This is a genomic window from Amycolatopsis methanolica 239, assembly GCF_000739085.1.
GTDB classification, from domain to species: Bacteria; Actinomycetota; Actinomycetes; order Mycobacteriales; family Pseudonocardiaceae; genus Amycolatopsis_E; species Amycolatopsis_E methanolica.
Genome location: NZ_CP009110.1, coordinates 5674851 through 5692419 on the forward strand (window position 1 = coordinate 5674851; position 17569 = coordinate 5692419).

18 protein-coding genes are annotated in these 17569 nt (G+C 71.4%); 9 read left to right on the forward strand and 9 right to left on the reverse strand.

Annotated features, from left to right (window positions below; translation table 11 throughout):
• Positions 1–93 precede the first annotated feature (93 nt).
• Together AMETH_RS42960 and AMETH_RS27590 are read left to right on the forward strand one after the other, a co-directional pair.
• Positions 94–531 carry a tetratricopeptide repeat protein gene (locus AMETH_RS42960; protein WP_458645617.1) on the forward strand — a complete coding sequence of 146 codons (438 nt, stop codon included), beginning with the start codon at positions 94–96 and terminating at the stop codon, positions 529–531.
• A complete protein-coding gene (locus AMETH_RS27590; RefSeq protein WP_017984438.1) occupies positions 528–1142 on the forward strand; it encodes an NAD(P)H-binding protein in 615 nt (204 codons plus the stop codon). The genes AMETH_RS42960 and AMETH_RS27590 overlap by 4 nt, the downstream gene beginning before the upstream one ends.
• Here AMETH_RS27590 and AMETH_RS27595 read toward each other — a convergent pair.
• Positions 1136–1597, reverse strand: coding sequence for an Lrp/AsnC family transcriptional regulator (locus AMETH_RS27595; protein ID WP_017984439.1), 462 nt, complete (start codon positions 1595–1597; stop codon positions 1136–1138). The two genes, AMETH_RS27590 and AMETH_RS27595, sit on opposite strands and share 7 nt — an antisense overlap.
• A gap of 79 nt (positions 1598–1676) precedes the next feature.
• On the opposite strand from AMETH_RS27595, the gene AMETH_RS27600 reads away from it, so the two are divergent.
• Complete coding sequence (locus AMETH_RS27600) at positions 1677–2684, forward strand: Glu/Leu/Phe/Val dehydrogenase dimerization domain-containing protein (RefSeq protein ID WP_038532428.1); 1008 nt, start codon at positions 1677–1679, stop codon at positions 2682–2684.
• Between the two features lie 167 nt (positions 2685–2851).
• Here AMETH_RS27600 and AMETH_RS27605 read toward each other — a convergent pair whose 3' ends face one another.
• A complete protein-coding gene (locus AMETH_RS27605) occupies positions 2852–3232 on the reverse strand; it encodes a winged helix-turn-helix transcriptional regulator (RefSeq protein ID WP_017984441.1) in 381 nt (126 codons plus the stop codon).
• Between the two features lie 56 nt (positions 3233–3288).
• Between AMETH_RS27605 and AMETH_RS41735 the strand changes: the two genes are divergently transcribed.
• From AMETH_RS41735 to AMETH_RS27615, 3 genes are all read left to right on the forward strand, one after another.
• Complete coding sequence (locus tag AMETH_RS41735) at positions 3289–3546, forward strand: NAD(P)-dependent oxidoreductase (protein WP_267283455.1); 258 nt, start codon at positions 3289–3291, stop codon at positions 3544–3546.
• A 65-nt stretch (positions 3547–3611) separates the two neighbouring features.
• Positions 3612–3818, forward strand: a complete 207-nt coding sequence (locus AMETH_RS41740) for an NAD(P)-dependent oxidoreductase (RefSeq protein ID WP_267283456.1) — start codon at positions 3612–3614, stop codon at positions 3816–3818.
• A gap of 227 nt (positions 3819–4045) precedes the next feature.
• Positions 4046–4612: an NADPH-dependent FMN reductase gene (locus AMETH_RS27615; protein ID WP_038532431.1), complete on the forward strand. Its 567-nt coding sequence runs from the start codon at positions 4046–4048 to the stop codon at positions 4610–4612.
• 423 nt (positions 4613–5035) lie between these two features.
• On the opposite strand, the gene AMETH_RS27620 is transcribed toward AMETH_RS27615, so the two are convergent.
• The 3 genes from AMETH_RS27620 to AMETH_RS27630 form a co-directional block, all read right to left on the reverse strand.
• Complete coding sequence (locus tag AMETH_RS27620; protein WP_017984443.1) at positions 5036–6298, reverse strand: aminotransferase family protein; 1263 nt, start codon at positions 6296–6298, stop codon at positions 5036–5038.
• Between the two features lie 5 nt (positions 6299–6303).
• On the reverse strand, positions 6304–7668 hold the full coding sequence (locus AMETH_RS27625; protein ID WP_017984444.1) for an FAD-binding oxidoreductase: 1365 nt from the start codon (positions 7666–7668) through the stop codon (positions 6304–6306).
• Positions 7669–7765: 97 nt separating this feature from the next.
• A complete protein-coding gene (locus tag AMETH_RS27630; RefSeq protein WP_017984445.1) occupies positions 7766–8203 on the reverse strand; it encodes an Hsp20/alpha crystallin family protein in 438 nt (145 codons plus the stop codon).
• 110 nt (positions 8204–8313) lie between these two features.
• Here AMETH_RS27630 and AMETH_RS27635 point away from each other — a divergent pair, with 110 nt between their 5' ends.
• Complete coding sequence (locus AMETH_RS27635) at positions 8314–8922, forward strand: hypothetical protein (RefSeq protein ID WP_017984446.1); 609 nt, start codon at positions 8314–8316, stop codon at positions 8920–8922.
• Between the two features lie 690 nt (positions 8923–9612).
• On the opposite strand, the gene AMETH_RS36115 is transcribed toward AMETH_RS27635, so the two are convergent.
• On the reverse strand, positions 9613–11388 hold the full coding sequence (locus AMETH_RS36115; RefSeq protein WP_017984447.1) for a DivIVA domain-containing protein: 1776 nt from the start codon (positions 11386–11388) through the stop codon (positions 9613–9615).
• Between the two features lie 676 nt (positions 11389–12064).
• Between AMETH_RS36115 and AMETH_RS27645 the strand changes: the two genes are divergently transcribed.
• Both AMETH_RS27645 and AMETH_RS27650 read left to right on the forward strand, forming a co-directional pair.
• Positions 12065–13462, forward strand: a complete 1398-nt coding sequence (locus AMETH_RS27645; RefSeq protein WP_017984448.1) for a serine/threonine-protein kinase — start codon at positions 12065–12067, stop codon at positions 13460–13462.
• Positions 13463–13472: 10 nt separating this feature from the next.
• Positions 13473–14693 (forward strand): threonine synthase, encoded by a 1221-nt coding sequence (locus tag AMETH_RS27650; RefSeq protein ID WP_017984449.1) that lies wholly within the window; start codon positions 13473–13475, stop codon positions 14691–14693.
• On the opposite strand, the gene AMETH_RS27655 is transcribed toward AMETH_RS27650, so the two are convergent.
• From AMETH_RS27655 to AMETH_RS27665, 3 genes are read right to left on the reverse strand one after another with little or no spacing between them, the layout of a single operon-like run.
• On the reverse strand, positions 14681–15421 hold the full coding sequence (locus AMETH_RS27655; protein ID WP_017984450.1) for an HAD family acid phosphatase: 741 nt from the start codon (positions 15419–15421) through the stop codon (positions 14681–14683). The genes AMETH_RS27650 and AMETH_RS27655 overlap by 13 nt on opposite strands.
• A 50-nt stretch (positions 15422–15471) precedes the next feature.
• Positions 15472–16617: a THUMP-like domain-containing protein gene (locus AMETH_RS27660; protein WP_017984451.1), complete on the reverse strand. Its 1146-nt coding sequence runs from the start codon at positions 16615–16617 to the stop codon at positions 15472–15474.
• Positions 16618–17568, reverse strand: a complete 951-nt coding sequence (locus AMETH_RS27665; protein ID WP_017984452.1) for a class I SAM-dependent methyltransferase — start codon at positions 17566–17568, stop codon at positions 16618–16620. It abuts the gene before it with no gap.
• Position 17569: the final 1 nt, after the last annotated feature.

Consider the following 17569-nt stretch of genomic DNA (forward strand, 5'->3'; position numbering starts at 1 on the left):
TGCCACGCGACGGCCGAGCGCGGGTTCACCGACGCGCGCGAGGCGTGCGCCGAGATCGGCGACCGGCACCGCGAGGCGCACGCCCGGCACCGGATGGCGTTGCTGCACCAGCAACGCGGCCAACTCGGACGGGCCCGCGAGGAGCTGGACCGGGCGATCGCGATCTTCCGCGAGCTCGGCGACGACCACTGCGTCGGCTACGCACACCAGAGCCTCGGGGAGCTGTGCCTGCGCAGCGGCGACCTCGCGCACGCGAAGCTCCTCCTGGTGAACTCGCTGTCGGTGCACCGGGGCGACGGCGACCGGCGGTCCGAGGCCGAGGCTGGACAGCTGCTCGGCGAGTTGCACGAACGTCTCGGTCAGGTCCGCGAGGCCCACGGCCTGTTCCGGCGCTCACTGGAGATCTGGTCGGAGCTCGGCGCCGAAGAAGCGGCGGCCGCGCTGCGGGAACGGTTGAGTCACCACCCGTTGACCATGATCGCAGGCGGGTCCATCCTGAATCCGTCCGAGAGAGCCGGGAGAGAGCCATGAGCACCTTCGTCGTGGTCGGCGGCGCCGGGCGGACCGGCCGCCGGATCACCGAACGGCTCGCGAGCGGCGGGCACCGGGTGGTGGTGGCCGGCCGGAGTACGGAGCCTCCGCTGGACCTGACGGCGAAACCGGACCCGGCGCTCTTCGTGGGCACCGAGGGCGTGGTGATCGTCGCGGAGCCGCCGAAGGAGCCGGACGCGGCGGAGGCCGCGATGCACGGCGGTGTCGCGGCGATCGCGGAAATCGCGGCGCGCGAGGACATCCCGGTGGTGCTGGTGTCCCAGATCTACCTGACCCGGCCGGCGGAGCACCCGGAGATGAGCGCGCGCATCGACGCTCGCGCGCGGGGCGAGCAGGCGTTGCGGGAGAGCGGCGCGCAGTACACGATCGTCCGGCCGAGCTGGCTGCACGACCTGCCAGCCGGCGGGGTGCGCGTCGAGCAGGGCGACACCGGCGAAGGCCGGGTCTCCCGCGACGCGGTGGCCGACGCCGTCGTGGCCGCGTTGTTCGACCCGTCGGCGTCCGGCAAGACGTTCGAGCTGTACGACGACGAGGACTCGCCCCGGCCGGATTGGCCGTCGGTGTTCGCCGCGCTGCACCCCGATCAGTGACCGGGTAGCGGGTCCAGCACCTGCTTGCTGTGGTGCTGGTAGATGATCGACGTCCGGAACGTGACCATCTCCCTGCGGCTGGTGAACCGTTCGAGCAGGAACGCGTGCAGGTGGTCGATGTCCTGCGCGGTGACGTGCACGAGGAAGTCGTCGCTGCCCGCGATCGTGAAGACCGAGATGACCTCCGGCAGCTGGGCGAGCGAGCGTTCGAACGCGTCCACCACGTCGCGCGTCAGCGGCCGGATCTGCGCCGCGACGATCGCCTGCACGCCGCGGTTGAGGGCGCCGAGGTCGATGTCCGCGTGGTAGCCGCGGATCACGCCGCGCTTGCGCAGCAGGCGGATTCGTTCCAGGCAGGTGGACGGCGCGACGCCGACCTTGCGCGCGATGTCCCGGTTCGACTGCCGCGCATCCTCCTGCAGAAGCCGCACGATCGCCGAATCAAGTTCGTCCATGTTCGCAGCTCCGATGGTCTTGCCGAATATCGTTCGGCGGCGGCGCTTCGTGGTTGTGCATCAGCCTAGCTTTTCGCGCATGGAGCATGAAGAGGTGAAAGTCCGGCGCGGTCCCCGCTCGGGGCTGCCGGTCGTCGTCGCGATCCACTCCCGTGCGCTCGGCCCCGCGGCCGGCGGCATCCGGCTGCGCCGGTACCCGGACTGGCGGGACGGCCTGGTCGACGCGCTGCGCCTGTCGGAGGCGATGACCGCGAAGAACGCCGCCGCCGGGCTGGACTTCGGCGGCGGGAAGACGGTGATCGCACTCGGGCCGGGGACCGAGCTGACGCCGTCGCTGCGGGAGGCGGCGCTGCTCGACGTGGGCGAGCTGATCGAGTCGTTCGGGGGCACGTACTTCGGCGGTCCGGACGTCGGGACGGGCCCGGCCGACATGGTGGTGGTGCGGCGCGCGACGTCGCGGGTGTTCTGCCTGCCGCCGGAGCACGGCGGGACAGGTTCGTCGAGCATCCCGACCGCGCTGGGGGTGTTCGCCGCGCTGCGGGCCGGGGCGCGGCACGTGTTCGGCAGCGCGGAGCTGACCGGCCGCACGGTCGTCGTCAGCGGGCTGGGTTCGGTGGGCGCGCTGGTGGCGCAGCACGTGGCAGCGGCGGGCGCGCGGGTGGTGGTGTCCGATGTGGACCCGGCAAAGCGCGCGTCCGGTTACGAGTGGGTGGATCCGGAGAAGGCGCTGCGCACGCCCGCGGACATCGTGGTGCCGGCGGCGGTGGGTGGCGTGCTGTCCGCGGAGCTGGTGCCTGAGCTGTCCGCGCCGCTGGTCGTCGGCCCGGCGAACAACCAGCTCACGTCCGAGGCGGTCGCGGACGAGCTGGCCGCGCGGGGGATCGTGTGGGTGCCGGACTTCATCGCCAGCGCGGGCGGCGCGGTGTACACGCTGCTGCGCGAGGTGGAGGGCGTGCCGCATGAGGAGGCGAACGCCCGCGTGGAGGCGATCGGCGCCACGGTGTCCGCGGTGCTGGATGCCGCGCGCGACAAGGGAACCACCCCGCTGCGGGAAGCACGCGCCCGGGTGGCGGCCAGGCTCAGCTGAGCACGGCGGCGCCGATCGGTCACGGTTGGTGGCAGATCAGCGCCGCCCCACTCGCTCGTGTTGCTCGCCCGGAATCTGACCGCTGGCCGTTCCATTCATCACAGCGCCGGCGGCGGTCCTGCCCCCGAAATCAAGCCCCTGCCCACCTGCTGGTCCACAACGGACAGTCAGCGCGCCTCGCGAAGCCGATCGTCGTAGGCCTCGCGCGCGTCGAGCAGCTCCTCCCAGTGCTCGCCGACCCAGGCGCACACAACCTTCATGGGTTCCAGCATGCTGCGGCCGAGGGCCGTGAGCTCGTACTCCACGCGCGGCGGTGCGCCGGGGTGGCTGGTGCGGCGGACGAGCCCGTCGCGTTCGAGGCCGCGCAGTGATTTGGTCAGTCCCTTCGGGGTGACCCGCCGCAGGGGCACCCGCAGTTCGGAGAAGCGCCGTGGACCGTGCTCGAGGCAGGCGATCACCAGCGGGGCCCACTTGTCGCCGAAACGGATCGGCGTCAGGCCCGACGGGCAGATCTCGTCGAACATGTCCGGTGGCAGGGGTTCGCGCACACTGCCACGGTAATCGGTATCCGGGAGGAAACCGGGATGCTGGCTACGGTCGCGGCATGAGCAAAATCGTGGTTTTCGGCGCCGGCGGGCGCGCGGGACGGCAGGCGGTCGCGGAGGCCGCGCGGCGCGGGCACGAGGTGACAGCGGTCGTGCGCGACCCGGCGAAGCACCGGGCGCTCGACGGGGTTGAGTTAGTGGCCGGTGATGTCACGGACACGGTTTCGGTGGCGGCGCTGGTGAAGGACCAGGACGCGGTGATCTCAGCGGCCGCGGTCTACGGGGCGAGCACTGACCCGCACGCGTTCGGCTCCTGAGGGATGCGCCCGGTTTCCCGGCGGAGTTCCGCCCGTTCACCGCCGCGCACGCGGCCGGACTGGACGTGTTGCGCGCCAGCGATCTGGACTGGCTGTACGTGAGCCCCGCAGGAGACTTCGACCACGACGGCGACCGCACCGGCAGATACCAGGTGGCGGCCTCCGCCGACCCCGAGGCGCGCGTGTCGTACGCGGACTTCGCGATCGCGCTGGCCGACGAGGCGTCGAGCCCCCGGAACCGGCGCAAACACCTGCTGATCACCAGCGGCTGACGGAACAATCCTCGAAGGCAGGGGCCGGTACGGTCGAGCGCCTGCCGAGCACCTGCGCCTGACCCAACACCCTCGCGGCCACGTGCCGGTGTGGTCAAGCACGCTGTCGTCGCCGACCGCCGCCTCGGCAGCCCACGGTGCCACCACCCCACGAACTTCTCACCACACATAACCGCTGATCAGAAGCTCTTGACCTCTAGCAATGTCGAGGTTACATCCTGATCCGCATGAAACCTCTTGATGTTGCGGTGATCGTCGGAAGCACCCGGGACGGCCGGTTTGGCCCAGTGGTGGCGAAGTGGTTCGCCAGGCAGACGGCCGAGCACGGCGAGTTCCGGGTCGACGTGATCGACCTGGCGGACGCGAACCTCCCCGCTGCCCTGTCCGGCCGGCCGACTCCCGAGGTGACAGCGGCCAGCGAGCGCCTGGAGAAGGCGGACGCGTTCGTCGTGGTGACGCCGGAGTACAACCACAGCTACCCGGCGTCGCTGAAGACGCTGCTGGACTGGCACGGCACGCAGTGGCAGGCGAAGCCGGTGGCGTTCGTGTCGTACGGCGGGTTGTCCGGTGGGTTGCGCGCGGTGGAGCACCTGCGCCCGGTCTTCGCCGAGCTGCACGCGGTGACCATCCGGGAGACGGTGAGCTTCCACGGCGCCTGGAGCCAGTTCGACGACCAGGGCCAGCTGATCAACCCCGACGGTCCGGCGGCAGCGGCCAAGACGCTGCTCGACCAGCTCGCATGGTGGGCACACTCGCTGCGAGACGCGCGGCGCGTCCGCCCATACGCGAGCTGAGCAGGGCCGAGTCGTGACGGGGGCGGCTGGGGGTCGCCCCCGTCACGCTCACAGGAACCACCTCAGCCGGACAGGCCTCCGGCACGCGCCGCCCCCATCTCGCCGGAGATCGCCGGCGCCCCGCTTTCGTCCGCTCGAACCTCGGCCGCCTGATCTCCCCGCGCAAGCAGGTCCCGACCCCGCTTCCGAGCAGCTCCTGCACAGGGCCACCGCGCCCGCCGCACCACCGGGACCACCGCGCGCGCCCAGCCCGCCAATAGGATTACCGTGCAGGCCCCGCCACTGGAATCACCGCGAAACCCACCCACCACAGAAATCACCCTGCACCGGACCCGCCCCCAGAAGCACCGCACGCCGGACTCGCCCCCAGAAACACCGCGCGCCGGCCCGCCACCGAGATCGCCGCGTGCCGGTCCCGCTGGGTCAGCTCCCGGCCTTCAGCGCCAGTTCGTCGAGTCCCGCGGCGAACGCCTGCGCGATCTCGTTGATCTCCGGCCGCTGGATGGTCAACGGCGGCGAAACGGCGAGCGCCTTGGCCAGCGTGCGAGTCAGCACACCACGCTGACGGATGAGCAGGCTGAGGTCGGCCACGGCCGACGGCAGACGCTCGAACAGGTCGGGCTGCAGTTCGACAGCAGCGAGCAGCCCGACCCCTGCCCGAACCTCACGGACGAGGGGGTGCGCGGCCAGCGGCTGCAGCGCGGCGGCGAGCTCACCTTCGAGCAGCTGTCCCCGCTGCAACAGGTTGTCCCGCTCGATGATGTCGATGTTCGCCAGCGCAGCGGCGCAGCAGGCTGGGTGGCCGGAGTAGGTGGCGCCGTGCCGCAGGGTCGTGCCCGATTCCGCCCAGAACGGCTCGGCGACGCGCCCGTGCACGACGACCCCGCCCAGTGGCAGGTACCCGCTGGTCACCCCCTTGGCGAAGGTGATCAGGTCGGGCTCCACACCCCACCGCTCGACCCCGAACCAGGTGCCGAGCCGGCCGAAGCCGCAGATCACCGCGTCGGCGATGACCAGGACGCCGTACTCCCGGCACACATCGACCACCGCCTGCACGTAGCCCTCCGGCGGCGCGAGCACACCACCCGCGCCGATGACCGGCTCGAACAGGAACGCCGCGACGCGCTCCGGTCCCACCCGCCGGATTTCGTCACGCAGCGCGTCGACCGAGTCGTAGGCGACGCGCGACGAGGACGGCAGGATCTCGCCGAACCCGGTTCGGTTGGCTTCGATGCCGGCCACGCCGGTGCCGATGCCGTTGGTGCCGTGGTAGGAGTTCGTCCGGCTGATGACGTGCACCCGCTCGGGCTGCCCCCGCACCACGTGGTAGCGGCGCGCGATCTTGACGGCACTGTCGATCGCCTCCCCACCGCCGGTGGTGAGGAAGACCTTGGCGTCCGGCATCGGCGCGAGCCCGGCGAGCCGCCCCGCCAGCGCGCGGGCCGGTTCGTTGGTGAAGTCGCCGAAGATCGAGTAGCCGGCGAGCTTGCGCATCTGCTCGGCGGCGGCGTCGGCGATCTCCGCCCGGCCGTGGCCCACGTTGGCGTACCAGAGGCTGGCCGTGGCATCCAGGTAACGGTTACCTGCCGCGTCGTAGACCCACACGTCTTCGCCGCGCTCGAGGACGAACTCGTCTTCCCGGACGACCGCCATGTCCGAGAACGGATGCCACAGTGCTGTGTCCATGCCCCTCACGGTAGCGGGCGGACGACCTTGCCGGGGTTGAGGATTCCCAGCGGGTCGAAGGCCTGTTTGACCGCTTGGTGGACGGACACGCCCACCTCTCCCAGTTCTGTCTCCAACCAGTCCCGTTTCAGCATGCCCACGCCGTGCTCGCCGGTGATCGTGCCGCCCAGCCGGAGACCGAGCGCCATGATCGCGTCGAACGCGGCCTGCCCGCGCCGCACCGAGTCCGGGTCTGCGGCGTCGAAGACCACGTTCGGGTGCATGTTGCCGTCCCCCGCGTGCCCGCACGTCGGGATCAGCACGTCGTGCTCGCGGGAGATGGCTGTCACCCCCTCGAAGAACTCCGCCAGCCGCGAGCGGGGCACGCACACGTCGTCCACCAGCCGATCACCGAGCTGCTCCATCGCGACCCCGGCCAGCCGCCGTGCCGCGATGAGCATGTCCGCCTCAGCGCGGTCGCTCGCCACCAGCACTTCGGTCGCCCCGCAGGACCGCGCGACCTTCGCGAACGCCTCGAGGTCGTGCGGTGCCGCCGGACCGCGATCGGACTGGGCGATCAGCACGGCCTCGACGTCGTCCGGGAAACCCAGGTCCCGGTACGCCGCGACCGCGTCGATTGTCGGCTTGTCCATCAGCTCGAGCACCGACGGACGCTGCCCGCTGCTCAGGTACTCCGTGACCGTCCGGCACGCCGTGGGCGGCGCCGCGAAGAACGCGACCGCCGTCAACGGCGCCTCCGCAACCGGCCGCAACGCCACGGTGACCTCGGTGATCACGCCGAGCGTTCCCTCCGAGCCGGTGAACAGCCGCACCAGGTCGTACCCGGCGACGCCCTTGGCGGTGCGGCGGCCCGTCCGCAGCACCCGCCCGTCGGCGAGCACCACTTCGAGTTCCCGAACGAAGTCACTGGTGACGCCGTACTTCACGCAGCACAGCCCACCGGCGTTGGTGGCGACGTTGCCGCCGATCGTCGACGATTCCCACGAGCCGGGGTCGGGCGGGTAGAACAGGCCCTTGTCCTCGACCGCTCGGGACAGGACCGCGTTCACGACCCCCGGCTGCACGGTCGCCGTGTGGTTGATTTCGTCGATGTCCAGGATGCGGGTCATCCGCTCCAGGGAGAGCAGGATCGCCCCGTCCACAGCGTTCGCTCCACCTGACAGTCCCGTCCGGGCGCCCTGCGGGACGACAGGGATCCGGTGCCGGGAAGCGACACGCATGATTCTTACGACTTCTTCGGTCTCGGTCGGCCGCGCCAGCGCCATCGGCACGCCGGCAGTGCCGAACCCGGCTTGGTCGAAGCGGTAACCGGCAAGTACGTCCGGGTCGGTCGTGACGAAATCGGCTTCGAGCTCGGCGATGAGTCCCACGAACTCACCGTATCGGGCGAAGGTAGGCGAGAGAACCGGGTGATGCCCGGGCGCTCGCCCGCGGACATCCGGGCATCACCCCCCTTCTGGAGTGGTCTCAGGCGGTGATCTCCTTGCGGCTCTCACCACTCTCGATAGCGATCTTGCGCGGCTTTGCGGCCTCGGCCACCGGGATCCTCAGCGTCAGCACGCCGCTCTCGTAGTTCGCCTTGATGTTGTCGGTGTCGAGCGTGTCGCCCAGGAAGAGCTGCCGGGAGAACACGCCGAGCGGCCGCTCGGCCACCTGCATCTCGACGTTGTCGCCGGCCGTGGACGGACGACGCTCCGCCTTCACGGTCAGCACGTTGCGTTCGATGTCCAGCTCGATGGCGTCCGGGCTCACGCCGGGCAGGTCGAACACGACCACGAACTCGTCGCCCGCGCGATAGGCGTCCATCGGCATCATCGCGGGGCGCGACCACGTTCCCGACCCCTGGCCGAACACCTGCTGGGTCAGGCGGTCGAGTTCGCGGAAGGGATCGGTGCGCATCAACATCTCGCCACCTCCTTCGGTCTCGTTCACCTCGGACGTTGACGTCGCACACCACAGTTATAGCGCGTCGTCGTTCCGTTGACAACTTGTCGCGTCATCGGCATGATGACGTTGTGCCGCCCTACGACAACTTGCACGACGCGCTGGAACTGGTAGAGGGAGTACTCGGCGAAGCCACCGCCGACTACGACCCGAGGAGGGTGCTCGCCGCACTCGAGGTGCTGCGGGCGCTGCGGGACACGCTGACGGTCTGGGAGCCGCAGCTCATCGAAGCCGCGCGCGAAGCGGGCGTCAGCTGGGCGGAGCTGGCACCGGCGCTCGGCGTCGCCAGCAGGCAAGCGGCCGAGCGTCGCTACCTACGGCTCCGGGATGCCGTGGGCAGCGACCACACGGCTGACGAACGGGTGCAGAAGACGCGAGACCGCCGCGCCGAGGAGAAGGCGGTCATGCAGTGGGCGCGCGAGAACTCGGCCTCGCTGCGCCGGCTGGCTGGGCAGATCAGCGCGCTGAAGGACGTGCCCGGTGTGGGAAAGGTGCGGCGAGCACTGGCCGAAGACGACGCGGCAGCGCTACTGACGCCGCTGAGCGGGGTGATCCAGCACCTCGACCAGACCTACCCCCAGCTGGCGGTCGAGGTCTCGCTCGTCCGCGACCACATGGACCGGGTCCGCCGGGAGACCCAGGAAAGGAGGCAGTCGTCCCGAGCGGGCAGCAGCTCCTGACACTTCACCGCTACGAGCTGGCCGAAGGGAGCACGAGGGCTGCGGTGGGTTCCGCGGGAGTGTTGATCAGCGCCGATCATGGTTCGCCCACGCTGCGGCGACGGGCTACGCGAGTGGCGTTGCGCGGCTGCCGTGCCGGCACCTCGTCGCTGTGGCCGCGTCCGCGGCCACAGCGACAACTGACCCGAGCGCCTCGGGACGCGTTTCCACCAACGACGAGTGACGCTGCTTGCCCCGGCTTCCGCCGAGGGTCGGCCCGGGGGTGGCGAACGTTCTGCCTGGAGCAGCCAACTGAGTCGAGCTGGCTGCTGAACGAGCCGGAGGCGCAGCTTCCGCGAACTGGCTGCTGAACGAGCCGGAGGCGCGGCTTCAGCGTGCCTTGGACCAGGCGTTCGCGGAGGTTGTTCGACTGTTCCGGACCCTGCGGCGCGTTGGGGTGATCCGGTCGCGAAGCTGAAGGAGCGGCTGCCACCAGCCGCAACTGGGTGCGCGGCCGGGTTGGGTGGTCCGGCCGGCAGCGTCTGCGGCGCCTCGAGGGCGGGACCAGTCGGAGGGTCGTGCGGCGCGTTTGTAGGGAGCCCAATCGAGGGCGACCTCCCGGTGCGCCTAAGCACCAGCCTTGAGCGCTGCCGGGCGGGTGACGTGCCGGGGCTGGCCCGCCGCGTGGGCGAGCCGATCGGGTGGCGGGGGTCAGGGGGTGACTTCGACCGGGGCCTTCTCCGTGGCCGAGATCTGCTCCGGGACGGCGATCTCGACGCGCGGGACCGACGGGGGCTTGCCGTTGGAGGCTTGGGCCGGCGTGGGCTCGTCGAGGGGTTCTCCGCTGGTCACAGGGGGTGCCGGTGACCTATCGGCGTGCGTTGGGGGCTCGGCTGCGGCTGTCTCGGCCAGGAGGGGGGTCGCCTCGGCCAGGAGGGAGTTGACCGCGCGGAGGCGGTCGGTCATGTCCACGCGGATCTTGTCCAGCTGGGCGACCTTGGCGGCCGCCTCGTCGGTGCGGCGGCGCGCTTCGGCCGTGGCTTCGGCCAGCAGTTTCTCGGCTTGGGTGCTGGCCCTGGTGACCTTGTCCTCGGCGCGGGCGGTCGCCGAGGCGATCATCGCGCTCGCCCGGTCAGTGGCCTCCGCGACCATTGCGTCCGCGCGCATGGTCGCGTCGGCCAGGAGGGCGTCGGCGCGAGAGGTCGCGTCGGCGAGCTTCGCGTCGGCCTGCGCGGTGGCGTCGGCGACGAGGGTTTCGGCTTTGGCCTGGGCGTCGGCGGTGAGCTTTTCCGCCTGGGCGGTGGCGGTGGTGACCAGCTCGTCGGCCCTGGCCTGGGCGTCGGCCTCCTGCTTGGTGGCCTTCGCCTGGAGGGATTCGGCTTCGGCGCGCGCTGCGGCCAGGGTCTGGTCGGCTTCCGCGCGGGCCGAGGAGAGCAGGTCATCCGCTTGGGCGCGGGCGGATGCGGCCAGGCTGTCGGCTTCGGCGCGGGCCGAGGTCACCGTGGTTTCGGCCTCGGCGCGGGCGGACGCAAGCGTTTCGTCCGCTTCCGTGCGGGCGGAGGTCAGGGTTTCCTCGGCTTCGGCGCGGGCGGATGCGAGGGTTTCGTCCGCCTCGTCCCGCGCCGAGGTCAGGAGGCGGTCAGCTTCGGTGCGAGCTGAAGTCAGCGTCGACTCAGCCTCGGCGCGGGCAGAGGTCAGCGTCGACTCAGCCTCGGCGCGGGCTGAAGTGAGCGTCTCCTCGGCCTCAGTGCGGGCCGACGTCAGCGTGGACTCGGCCTCTTCTCGGGCGGCTCGTAGCAGGTCGTCGGCCTTGGATTGGGCGTTCTTGACCAGCTCGTCGGCCTTTGCGGTGGCCTCGGCTTCGCGTTCGGCCAGCGCTCGCATCGACGTGGCTCGCCGGACGGACATCGCCTCCTCGAAGTCCCGCTCGATCTCGGCTCGGCGGCGCGCTGCCTGTTCGTCCAGCTTGCGCCTGCTCTGCGCGGCCTGGCGGGTCATCAAATCGACCTCGGCCTCGGTGCGGCGCATCAGCTCGGCCTGCTCCTCGGCCATCTCCCTGCGCCGGAAGTCCAGCTCGGCGACCAGGCGCTCGTGCCGCTCGCGCAGACGGCCGGCCGCTTGCTCGGCCGCGGCCCAACTCCGTTCGGCCGCCAGCCGCGCCCGCTCGGTGACCTCCGCGGCCTCGTCCTCGGCCAGCTCCACCATCCGCAGCAACCGCTCGGTCAGCCCCTCCGCCTCGATGGGCGTCCGGCTGATCCGGTCGATCTTCTCGCGCAGAGCGTCGTTCTCCGAGCGCAGGTCCTCCATCTGCGCGGCGAGCCGCTCGAGCGCGGCGGCGGCCGCGTCCCGGTCGGCGATCACCATCCGCAGGTCGGTCTCCACGGCGCGGACGTACGCCTGCACCTGACGTGCGTCGTAGCCACGCCACGAGCGGTCGAAATCGGTCCGCAGTGGCACCAGGTCCTCGCGAGCGTCCACGGCCGTCATCCGCACCTCCCGAAGAGACTGTCCTGAATGGACAAAGCTGCTGAAAGCCTGCCGCTGTCCAGCATCCTCTCATCCGCGCCCGGCGTCCACCCGCAGGGGCCGTGCGTTTCGAATTTCCGGTGTGACGCCCTCGCATTCCCCTTCGGGTCCGCCTCCGCAACCCGGATGGCTGCACGACCGCACCGGCGGAACGCCTGCACGGCAACGGCATCAGCGACCGATTCACCTGCACGTGGTGCCAGGGTCGACGTTCGGATGCTTCGCGTTCGCGCCCGTGATCACCGTGCGCGATTGCGGGTTCCGGAAAAAACAATGAACCTTCAAGTCCCGGTCGAGCCAAAAGCGGACGCGAAACGACGACCGGGCCGCCACCACGAGCCGCCATCGAGCTCCCGACACCGGAACAGCCTGGACGCCGGACGGCCGGGTGGCGGCCGGGCGGCCGGCGTGATTCCCGGATGCCTGGCGGTTGGCCGGGTTCCGCACGTCACCGGCTTCGCGGTCGGCGCGCGTGTGGGCGCGGGGCGAGCGGGGCGGTATCGGTGCAGGTCACAGTGGTGTGGATTGGTCCGCGCCAGCGGGTTCGGGCAGTTCGAAACCGCCCCACACCGGCGGCGTGGACCGTTTCGAGGTGTTTGCCGCGCGGCGCGGGGAGCCGACACCGTAGCCTTGCCGGGTGACGGAGACCGAGGGGCAGGACAACCCGCGCGTGATCGCCGGCCGGTACCGGCTGCAGCGTCACATCGGCGGGGGCGCGATGGGCGTCGTCTGGGAAGCGAACGATCAGCTACTCGACCGGACCGTTGCGGTGAAACAACTTCTGCTACCGCCACGGCTCACCCCGGAAGAGGCCGAGCAGGCCCGCAAGCGTTCCTTCCGCGAGGCCCGCCTCGCCGCCCGCCTCCAGCACCCGCACGCCATCACCGTGTTCGACGTGGCCGACGACGACGGCAAGCCCGTGCTGGTAATGGAGTACCTGCCGTCGCACAGCCTGGCCGAGGTGCTCGCCGAGCGCGGCAGCCTCCCGCCCGGCGAGGTCGCCCGCATCGGCGCGCACGCGGCGTCCGCACTGGCCGCGGCGCACGCGGCCGGCATCGTGCACCGCGACGTCAAGCCCGGCAACATCCTGCTCGGCGAGGACGGCATCGCGAAGATCACCGACTTCGGCATCTCCAAGGCCGCCGACGACGGCACCCTGACCGGTAGCGGCCGCTTCGCGGGCACCCCCGCGTTCCTCTCCCCCGAGGCCGCGCGCGGCGAGACGCCCGGCCCGGAGTCCGACGTCTACTCCCTCGGCGCCACCCTCTACGCCGCCGTCGAGGGCCGCATGCCCTACGGCGACACCGACAACCAGATGGCGCTGCTCTACGCGGCCGCCGCGGGCCACGTCGCCCCACCGGAGCACGCCGGGCCGCTCACCGGCGTGCTCACCCGGATGCTCGACGTCGACCCCAAGGCCCGCCCCACGATGGCCGAACTGGCCGCTGAGCTGGGCAAACTCGCCATGATGACGGCCACGACCAAGGTCGATCCGGTGCCGCCGCGGAGACCGTCGCGGCGAAGATTCGTCTACGCCGGCGCCGCGCTGGCCGTGGTCGCCGCCCTGGTCGTGGCGCTCGTCGTCCTGCTGCCCGCCTCGACCGGGGACAACGACGTGCCCGCCGACCAGGCCTCGGCCGCGCCCTCCCCCACTTCCGCGACGAGCAGCCCGGCGCCGCCGTCGACCAGCGTCACCACCGTGACCAGGACGGCGACCAGCAGCCCGACCCCCGCCACCACCTCGGCGGTGCAGGCGGTCAGCGAGTACTACGCGATGATGCCGGGCAACACCGACGCCGGCTGGGAGCGGCTCGGCCCCGTGCTGCAGGCACAGGGCAAGTCCAGCTACGTCGGCTGGTGGTCGACCATCAGCTCGGTGAGCATCGTCAGCGGCCCGCGCCAGGTCGACGCCGGCACCGTCGAGGTCACGGTCGACTTCGTGAAGGGCGGCTCGCACTTCCGCGAGCGGCACCACCTGGGCATGATCCAGCGCGACGGCAAGTGGCTGATCAACACCGACACCCTGGTCCGGTAGAACGGGAGGCGTGGCCTATTCCGCGCTCTCCCACCTGGACTGCCCCCGCTGCCACCTGACCCACGACGCGGACCGCGTGCAGGGCCTCTGCACCTGCGGCTCGCCGCTGCTCGCCCGCTACGACCTGGCCGCCACGACGGTCACCCGGGACGAGATCGCCGGGCGCGAGCCGACCCTGTGGCGCTACCACGAGGTCCTGCCGGTCCGGTCGGCCGCGAACGTGGTCACCCTCGGCGAGGGCATGACGCCGCTGCTGCCGCTGCCCACCTACGGCGAGCAGGTCGGCGTGCCCGGCCTGCTGATGAAGGACGAGGGCCTGGTCCCGACCGGGTCGTTCAAGGCGCGCGGCGCGGCGGTGGGGGTGTCGAAAGCCGCCGAGCTGGGCGTCACCGGCATCGCGATGCCCACCAACGGCAACGCCGGCGCGGCCTGGGCCCTCTACGCCGCGCGCGCCGGCCTGCGCAGCCTGATCGCGATGCCGGTCGGCGCGCCGGCCATCACCAGGGCGGAGTGCCAGGTCAGCGGCGCCGAGCTGTACCTGGTCGACGGCCTGATCTCGGACGCCGGGAAGCTGATCCGCGATGCCGTCGCCGAGCGCGGCGGCTACCAGGACGTCTCGACGCTCAAGGAGCCGTACCGCATCGAGGGCAAGAAGACGATGGGGTACGAGATCGCCGAGCAGCTCGGCTGGCGCGTGCCGGACGTGATCGTGTACCCGACCGGAGGCGGGGTCGGCATCATCGGCATCCACAAGGCGCTGCTGGAGATGCGCGAGCTGGGCTGGATCCCGGACGGCGAGCTGCCGCGGCTGGTCGCGGTCCAAGCCACCGGGTGCGCGCCGATCGTGGACGCGTTCGAGCGCGGCGCCCGCGAGTCCGAACCGGCCGTCGGCGCGCACACGATCGCCTTCGGGATCACGGTGCCCAAGGCGCTGGGCGACTTCCTCGTGCTGGACGCCGTCTACTCCACCGGGGGCGCCGCGATCGCCGTCAGCGACGAGGAACTGCTGGCCGAGCAGGGCAACCTCGCGCGGCTCGAGGGCACGTTCGTCTGCCCCGAGGGCGCCGCGTGCTTCGCCGCGGTCCGCAAACTCCGCGGATCGGGCTGGCTCTCCGCGGACGACGAGGTCGTCGTCCTCAACACCGGCGCGGGCGTAAAGTACCCGGAGACGGTCGAGGTGTCGGCGCCGGTGCTGGCCAAGGACGGCGCGATCCCGCGTCAGGGCAGGTAGTACATCGGGTTCGGCAGCTTGACCGGCCGCTCCGCGTGGCCGCCTTCGAGGTCGCTGTACTGGTCGCCGAGGTTGAGCACGATCGTCGCGCCGGTGGCTTCGATGTGCGCCCGCGTGCCGGACTTGTACTGCACGGTGTCGCAGGTCAGGCCGCACGGCAGGTAGTCCGGCGCGGTGGTCTCCGGCTTGAAGAACGCCGCCGCGGGCGCCGGGTAGCCCTCGTTCGCCAGGTTCTTCAGCGACGCCGGGCCCTGGTGCTCCTTGCGGCCGGTCAGGAAGTAGACGTCCACGCCGTGCTGCGCGGCCCAGTTCGCCAGCTCCAGGGTCGGCTTGATCGCCGGGAAGGCGCCGTCGTTGATGGCCTTCTCCTGCTTGGCCGGGTCGAAGCCGAAGTCGCTGTCGGCTTCCCAGCCGTAGGTGACCTCGGAGGTGTCGTCGATGTCGAGCACGATCGCCGGGTTGCGCACGCCCTGCTGGAGGCGGATCGCGAGGTAGCGCTCGGCTCCCTCGACCTGGCGTCGGACGTCAGCGGCCCACTGGCTGCGGTCGGACTCGTGGTGCTTGCCGTCCGCGTCCACCTGGTCGCCGTAGTAGGCCTTGACGTCGAGCTTGACCTGGCCGAGGTTGTCCGGCTCGTGGCTGCCGCCCGAGGTGGCGACGGCCGTGGCGCCCCCGGCGACGGTGGCGCCGATCGCGGCAGCGGCGGCCAATTTGACCAAACCGGACATTCTCTCACGCAACACCGGGCCTCCTCGTGAACGGTCGACGACCCGAGAACCTACCCCGGGATCCGCTCCGCGCGACAGAGGAAGAAGTGGGGTGCGCGGCCGATCCGCGTGAGCACCACGCTGGCCTCCTGGTCGCCCCCGAGCTTGAGCCGCTTGCGCAGCGCGTCCGGGTCGACGTCCAGGCCGCGGACCAGAATCTCCAGCCTCCCGACGCCGCGGGCCCGCAGCAGCGAACGCAGCGATTTCTCCTGGTAGTGGCCGTGCTCAAGGACGCGGAAGGCGCGCACGCCGGGCGGTGGCACGTCACCGGTCAGGTAGGCGATCCGCTCGTCGAGCTGCCACAGCCCGTGCCGGGCCGCGTAGTGCTTGACCAGGCCCGCCCGCACGACCGCGCCGTCCGGGTCCACGATCCACTCTCCCGGCCCGGCCGCGCCGACGTCCGACGGGTCCCGGTCGGTGATCGTCCACTGTGTACCGTCCGAGCGCAGTACGGTCGCTCGCCGTGAAGCGATGGCCAGGCCGGCGCTCCACACGCACGCCTCCCGCACCTGGCCGTCGAGCGACACCAGCTCGATCTCCGCCGCCCACGGCACGGCCGCCGGGTCCATACCGGGGGCGCACTTCACCGCGAGGTCGCGGCCCGCGTAGACCTCGGCGAGCTGGTCCAGCGGTGGCGCGAAATCGGACGGGCGCCAGGTCCGGCGGCCCGCCGAGTCACGGCGGGCCGGATCGGCCACGACCACCGCGCCCCGGCTGACCGGCCGCAGCGCGTCGGCCTGGACCACCGCAACGCCGGGGCAGTTGTGCCGCGCCATCGCCAGCCGCACCGGGTCCAGGTCGGAGCCGAGGCACCGGCGGGCAACCCGGGCCAGCTCGGCGAGGTCGGCGCCGATCGAACAGGTCACGTCGTGCACGTCGCGACCGGTCAGCCGCTCCGCGCGGTGCCGCGCCACCGGCGGCACGCTGGCCTGCTGCAGCGCGTCGCCGGTGTAGAGCCAGGACGGGTCGAGCTTGCCCTTGCGCCGCAGCAGCACGGTCTCCAGCACCGCGGCGAACCGCTCGCCGGCCAGCTTGCGCACCGCCGCGACGTCCGCGATCCGGTCGGTCAACGGCAGCTCGCCGACCTGGGCCAGCGCACGCGCGCCTTCCTCCGAGCGGAGGAAGGCGACGTCGTCGAGGGTGAACGCGTAGGGCACTTACGGTTTGATACCGGTGATCATCACGTTGTAGAACAGCTCGCGCGGCAGCACCTTGGACAGCACCTTCTTGTCCAGCGCGGACAGCCGCAGCCACAGGTGGTAGGCGAACATCCGCCACCGCACCGTGAGCTTCTCCTGCGGCACCGCCGCCTCGAACGTGCGGATCGGCCAGCCGGCCAGCGCCGCGCTGAACTCCTCGGTGACCGCGCGGACGTCGACCGCGCCCGCGCCCAGGGCCATGCGCTCCAGCTCGGACGGGTCGAACGTGTGGATGTCGACCACGGCCTCCAGCGCCGCCGCGCGCGAGGACTCGTCCAGCTCCTCCTGCGGGCGCCGCCAGCCGCTCAGCGCCGGGACCTTGGTGACGTTGGTGGTCAGCCACCAGGTCAGCTGGCCGAGCTTGCGCGCGTAGAAGTTGCCGATCTTCGTCGGCTCACCGGCGAAGACGAACCGGCCGCCCGGTTTGAGCACCCGCAGCACCTCGCGCAGCGCACCCGGCACGTCCGGGATGTGGTGCAGCACCGCGTGCCCGACCACCAGGTCGAAGCTGTTGTCCGGGTACGGGATGCGCTCCGCGTCGGCCACCCGGCCGTCCACGTCCAGGCCCAGGTTCTCGGCGTTGCGCAGCGCGACCTGCACCATGCCCGGCGAGAGGTCGGTGACCGAACCCTTCTTGATCACCCCGCCCTGCATCAGGTTGAGCAGGAAGAATCCGGTGCCGCTGCCCAGCTCCATCGCGGTCGGGTAGGGCTGGCCCTCCTCGCCCGCCACGGCGTTGAACACGTCGGTGGCGTAGGAGATGCAGCGCTCGTCGTACGAGATCGACCACTTCTCGTCGTAGGTGCCTGCCTCCCAGTCGTGGTAGAGGATGTTGGCCAGCTTGGGATCCGAATACGCCGCCTTGACCTCTTCCTCGGTCGCGTGGGGGTTCGGGGCGGGGTCGGTCACG